Source organism: Flavobacteriales bacterium (genome assembly GCA_013214975.1).
Taxonomy (GTDB): Bacteria; Bacteroidota; Bacteroidia; order DT-38; family DT-38; genus DT-38.
In genome coordinates, this window is the sequence record JABSPR010000045.1 from 1 (window position 1) to 5,855 (window position 5,855).

The following is a 5,855-nucleotide window of genomic DNA, read 5'->3' on the forward strand; positions in this document are numbered from 1 at the left end:
ATAGGAAGAACTCCCAGATCCAACCCCGCAACATACACCGGCGTATTCTCTGAAATAAGGAACGTAATGGCCAGTTTACCAGAATCCAAAATAAGAGGATATAAACCAGGCCGATTTTCCTTTAATGTAAAAAATGGACGGTGCGAAACTTGTAAAGGAGCAGGACTCAGAACTATTGAAATGAACCTATTGCCTGATATTTACGTAAAATGTGAGAACTGTAATGGGAATCGATATAACGACGAAACCTTAGAAATAAAGTATAAAGGGAAGTCTATAAGTGAAATTTTAGATTTAAATATCGGTGACGCACTTGATTTTTTCAATAATATCCCGTCCATTAAAATCAAACTTAAGGCACTTTTAGAAGTAGGACTAGAATACATAACTCTTGGGCAGCAGAGCACTACTCTTTCGGGAGGTGAGGCACAAAGGGTAAAGTTAGCATCTGAACTGGCTAAAAAAGATACTGGAAATACTTTCTATATTCTTGACGAGCCAACCACAGGATTGCACTTTGAAGATGTAAGGATATTATTAATTGTTCTAACCAAATTAGTGAACAACGGGAACACAATTCTTATTGTTGAACATAATTTAGATATTATTAAAATGGCCGACCATATTATTGACATTGGCCCAGAAGGTGGCAGAAAAGGAGGAGAAGTTCTTTATCAGGGCACACCCGAAAATATTGGAGATGCAAAAAGAAGTCACACAGCACATTACTTATTGAATGAATTAAATCAATTTAGAACATCATTATAGTATGAAAAATCAAAAAAAAGACGAAAAAATCAAAAAAGCTTTTAGAGCTAGAGATTGGAATGAAATTAAAACAGAGAATTCTTGGCAAGTATTTAAAATTATCGCTGAATTCGTTGACGGATTTGATACACTTTCAAAAATTGGTCCTTGTGTTACTATATTCGGAAGTGCAAGAACTCAGCCTGAAGAAGATCAATATTTACTAGCCCAAGAAATCGCTTATAAACTTACACAGTTCGGTTACGGTGTTATTACAGGAGGAGGGCCCGGTGTAATGGAAGCTGCCAATAAGGGAGCCAAGGAAGGCGGTGGTAAGTCTGTCGGACTAAATATCGAACTTCCGTTTGAACAGAGCGCCAACGAGTTTATTGATCCAGATAAACTACTTAACTTCAACTACTTCTTTATCCGAAAATTAATGTTTGTAAAATACGCACAAGGTTTTATAGTATTACCCGGAGGATTTGGAACCTTAGATGAACTTTTTGAGGCATTAACTCTCATCCAAACCAAAAAAATAGGGAAATTTCCCATTATTCTAGTAGACAAAGAATATTGGAAAGGGCTGGTTGATTGGATAATCAAAGTAACTGTTAAGGAACAAGGGAAAGTTAGTCCCGAAGACTTAAATCTCTTTACAGTCGTGGATACAGCAGATGAAGCCCTTGATGAAATCAATAAATTTTACTCTCAATACTTGCTAAAACCAAATTTCTAGCCCCCTACTATTTGCAGAAAAAACATCTATAATTCTAAATTCATGTTCTAAACTCAAGTTTTTTATTACATTTGTTAGAGTATGACAATTGATTCGTGACAACCAAATACGGACATAGTTTAATACTTATGGTGCAAAAGCTATTAAAAACAAGCATAATAGTACTGTTGATCGGCGTAAACGCATTCAGCACGTATTCACAAAATGAAGGAGACGTCTTCATTTCTGTACTAGTTAAGAAAACTTCTACGGATAAACCCGTCGATCTTGATCCCGATATATGGAGAGGCTTAAAAGGGGTGCAAGAAATTGTTACGCCCAACGAGCTACAATACATATACGGAAATGCTTCTGATGTTAAGTCCGCAAAAAAAATATTAAAAGAGGTTACAAAAGCTGGATATGAAGATGCAAGCATTGTAGGAATCGAACACAATCAAACTATAGGAGCAGAAAGAGCAGAAGGTATCCTCAAAGGAGAGATCACCTCTACAGGGCCTGGTGAAGAGCAAATTCAAGAAATTGTTGCAGAAGCAGATTATATTCCAGGTGGTATTTCTTCAAATGCACAGACAGACTCAGACCCTTTAGAGGAATTAGCTAAAGAAATTAAAGAGGAAACAACCTCGTCTACAGGAGATCAATCCAGCTTAACGCCAGAAGAACAAAATTCTGCCAAATTAAAAACCACCATGACGGTCGTGGATGACGCTGCAATGGCTGCAGCTGCTGAAGAGGATAACCGCTCCTCTGGCGAAAAAAACAGTGAACTTTTTGACTATCATGAAAAACACATGATAAAAATTGAAGAGGCTAAGGTTGCCGAAGACGAGAAAAAAGCAGAAGCCAGAAGAGTAAGACAAGCCAAAATCGCTGAAATTACGAAAGGGGCACTAGCTGGAGATCAAGATGAACTAGCAGAAGGCAGCGGCTTTACTACTACTGAAGGAGGGAAATCAAATAGTAGAGAAATATTCCCAGTAGTTGGTATTGGTTTAGGGGCATTGGTTTATTATGGTGATGTTTCTCGTTGGGGAAAAGAAGCAATACAATCTGGTCAGTTCGCAAACAACCACAGTACTCCTATCAACGGACTTTCAAGATCTAATCTTGGGATTAACATTAGCATAACACAACGACTAGGAGACATGTTTGGTGCTGGTTTGGATTTTACTTATGGTAAACTTTCAGGATCACTAAGAGATGCCGAACATTCAAGTAAAAACATCAACTTCCAAAGTTCATTAATGGCTATAGATGCTCAGTTTATTGTGCATGGCGATAATAACATGAGTAGTAAAAGAGAACAGACCAGAGTTACTGCATATGCGCTATTTGGAATTGGATATGTAATGGGTAACGTCAAATACGATATGAAAGGAGGTACCGGAGATCAATATCACTACTGGACAGGAGTTGATACAATATTGAACGATGGTGATGGTAAAATCCATACAGTTGAAGAGGGCACACCAGGAGATAGAAGCGATGGCGAAGTTGTTAACTGGGATTACAAATTCGAATCAAACCGTGGATCTTTCGGTGGAGTATCTATTCCACTTGGATTAGGTGCCAAGTTCAAAGTTACCAATATGATGGATTGTAATATCTATGGTAAATTCCACTTCACTCTTACAGATGGATTAGACGGACAAAATGAAGGCGGTGCGGATAAATTCTTTTATTCAGGATTTAGCTTTAACTATAAAATTGGAAGAGGAACAGGAACTAGAAGCAAAGAGGAATCTGATGACCTAGATGATATATTCTACACGATGGATTCGGATGGTGACGGAGTTAGGGATAGCAAAGACAACTGCCCAGACACTTATCTTGGAGAAGCAGTAGATAAAAAAGGTTGCCCAATCAACAAGAGAGAAGAAGAGGATGTTTACGAATATTCCACTGCTGCGGTTAGTTCTAATGAGGAATACGACCACGACGCTAATGAAGCTGAGCACGAAGCTCATGAAGCTGAAGAAGAGAAAAAATCTGAGGAAGAAGCTAAGAAAGCAGCAGAACCTCAAACCTCTCTACTTGACCATACAGGATCAGGAAAAGGCGAAACTGCAGATGAATCGAATGAAGGAAAAGATGAAGTAGAATTTAGAATTCAAATTGGTTCAGACACAAAGAAAAAAGAATTAACTCCAGCTAACTTCAAAGGATTAAAAGATGTTGAAGCCTACAAACAATGGGAAACATACAAATATGTAGTTGGCCATTGTAAGTCTATTGCTGAAGCCTTAAAATTACAAACAGAAGTAAGGAAGATTTATCCTAACGCATTTGCAATAGCTTTCAAAAATGGAGAAAGAACCACATTTACAGAGGCTAAAAGAATTCTAGAATTAAATAAATAAGATTCTATAAATTCTACGGTACTCCACTGAAATCCTTTTTTATTCAAAATAATTATCGCATCTTTGCACGCCTTAAACAGGCATATTAATTAACTATAAAGAAATTCAATGGCTACAAAAATTAGATTACAACGACACGGAAAGAAAAGCAAACCTTTTTATTACGTAGTAGTTGCAGATAGCAGAGCCCCACGAGATGGGAAATTTATTGAACGTCTAGGATCTTATAATCCTAACACCTACCCTATTACTGTTGAACTTGACGTAGAACGAGCTTTACATTGGGTTAAAACAGGGGCTCAACCTACAGACACATGCAGATCGATTCTTTCTACAGAAGGTGTTTTATTAAGAAATCACCTCGATAAAGGTGTAGTAAAGGGAGCAATGACTGAAGCTGAAGCTGAAACTAAATTTGCTGCATGGACTACAGAAAGAGATAAAAAATCAGAGGTTGCCAAAGCAACTGGTTCAAAAAGGAAAAAGAATTTTGCTAAAAAATTCGGTGAGCCAGAACCAGAAGCAGTAATAGAAAGTCCTTCTGAAGAAGCTCCTGTTGCTGAAAAAGCAAAAGAAGAAGCTCCTGCTGAAGCTGTAGTTGAAGAAGAAGTAAAAGAAGAAGCACCTGTTGAGGCTCCTACTAAAGAAGAAACTCCTGCTGCACCTGCAGAGGAAGAAAGCAAAGAAGAAAAATAATATAACTGTTCTTAGCTATGAGCAAGGAAGATTATTCTCTCCTTGGGAGATTTGCTAAAACACATGGTATTAAGGGTGAAATTGTCTTAAAAAGAGACGATCTCGCCTTTGATTTTTCTGTTCCCGACTTTATTTATATCGAGATTAACGGACTTTACGTTCCGTATTGCATATCTACAATTTTAAGTAAAGACAAAGGGTTTGATATTATCCAATTAGAAGATCTTGAAACAATCGACGACGCAAATCTGTTGTTAGGCGCAAACATATTTATACCAACCACGGACGAATTAGCCACATCCTACGACGATTCCAACCCAAAGAGCTTGATCACCTTTGAAGTCATTGATGAAAGGGAAGGCTTTATAGGAAACGTAAGCTCAATTCTTGAAACCAAAGGACAAAACATTCTTCAAATAGAATTTGAAGGTAAAGAAATATTAATTCCACATACAGAAGAAATAGTTACTAACATTGATCGTAAGAATAAACGAATTGATATAGAAGCTCCAGAAGGACTTATCGGTCTTTACATTTAACAACTATTCTTAACAATTCTCTCTTTTCACATAAACCTACAAGGAATATCACCTAATTTGTATTCCAATACGATATCTATGAGAAAAAAACTTTTACTATTTTCTGGTATATCCGCCATCATAGCGGTAATACTAGGAGCACTGGCCGCTCATTACTTTAGGGCCTTTTTAACTTCTGAGCAAATATCCTCTTTCCAAACAGCCAATAGATATCAATGGTATCACACTCTTAGCATTCTGATAATATGCCTTTTAAATAAAGATAACTGGCCTTTACTGAATAGAATAGGCAGCATATTTGCAATTGGTATTGTCTTATTTTCAGGATCTATATATCTCTTGGCTACTAAAGAACTTCTGGGAATTCCGGCTTTATCAATACTTGGCCCTATCACCCCTATTGGAGGATTAGTATTTATATCAGGTTGGGGAATGTTTTCATACGCTGTCTACAAGAACATGTTTAAAACAACTTAACACTATCGTATCACACTGATATTGAAAGCCTAAATTTATAATGAACCATTAAATCTATTTTTATGGCTACAGGCATTAAACACCTTACCATCGATTATCTTCTACTTGACAATCAAAAAACCCATTGGAATTTCTCAAGGGAAAAATTAACAGAAATTACCCTAAGAAATAATCAAGGTAAATTATCCAGCAGTGGATGCCTATCTGTTGATACCGGTGAATTTACAGGTAGATCTCCACAAGACAGATTTGTAGTATATGATGATTACACAAAAGATACTGTATGGTGGGAAG

General features: G+C 37.0%; 7 protein-coding genes. All 7 read left to right on the top strand.

The annotated features are described in order from the left end of the window. Nucleotides 1-768: excinuclease ABC subunit UvrA (locus tag HRT72_02685; protein NQY66617.1), on the top strand; the 768-nt coding region annotated here is incomplete at its 5' end. A gap of 1 nt (nt 769) precedes the next feature. Beyond that, on the top strand, nt 770-1,486 hold the full coding sequence (locus HRT72_02690; protein ID NQY66618.1) for a TIGR00730 family Rossman fold protein: 717 nt from the start codon (nt 770-772) through the stop codon (nt 1,484-1,486). A gap of 128 nt (nt 1,487-1,614) precedes the next feature. Beyond that, nucleotides 1,615-3,849 carry an SPOR domain-containing protein gene (locus HRT72_02695; GenBank protein ID NQY66619.1) on the top strand — a complete coding sequence of 745 codons (2,235 nt, stop codon included), beginning with the start codon at nt 1,615-1,617 and terminating at the stop codon, nt 3,847-3,849. A gap of 108 nt (nt 3,850-3,957) precedes the next feature. After that, complete coding sequence (locus HRT72_02700) at nt 3,958-4,545, top strand: 30S ribosomal protein S16 (GenBank protein NQY66620.1); 588 nt, start codon at nt 3,958-3,960, stop codon at nt 4,543-4,545. A gap of 17 nt (nt 4,546-4,562) precedes the next feature. Further along, nucleotides 4,563-5,084 (top strand): 16S rRNA processing protein RimM, encoded by a 522-nt coding sequence (gene rimM / locus HRT72_02705; GenBank protein ID NQY66621.1) that lies wholly within the window; start codon nt 4,563-4,565, stop codon nt 5,082-5,084. A gap of 78 nt (nt 5,085-5,162) precedes the next feature. Then, complete coding sequence (locus HRT72_02710) at nt 5,163-5,561, top strand: DUF423 domain-containing protein (GenBank protein ID NQY66622.1); 399 nt, start codon at nt 5,163-5,165, stop codon at nt 5,559-5,561. Between the two features lie 62 nt (nt 5,562-5,623). After that, on the top strand, nt 5,624-5,855 hold a 232-nt coding region (locus HRT72_02715), incomplete at its 3' end, for a phosphoenolpyruvate carboxykinase (ATP) (protein ID NQY66623.1).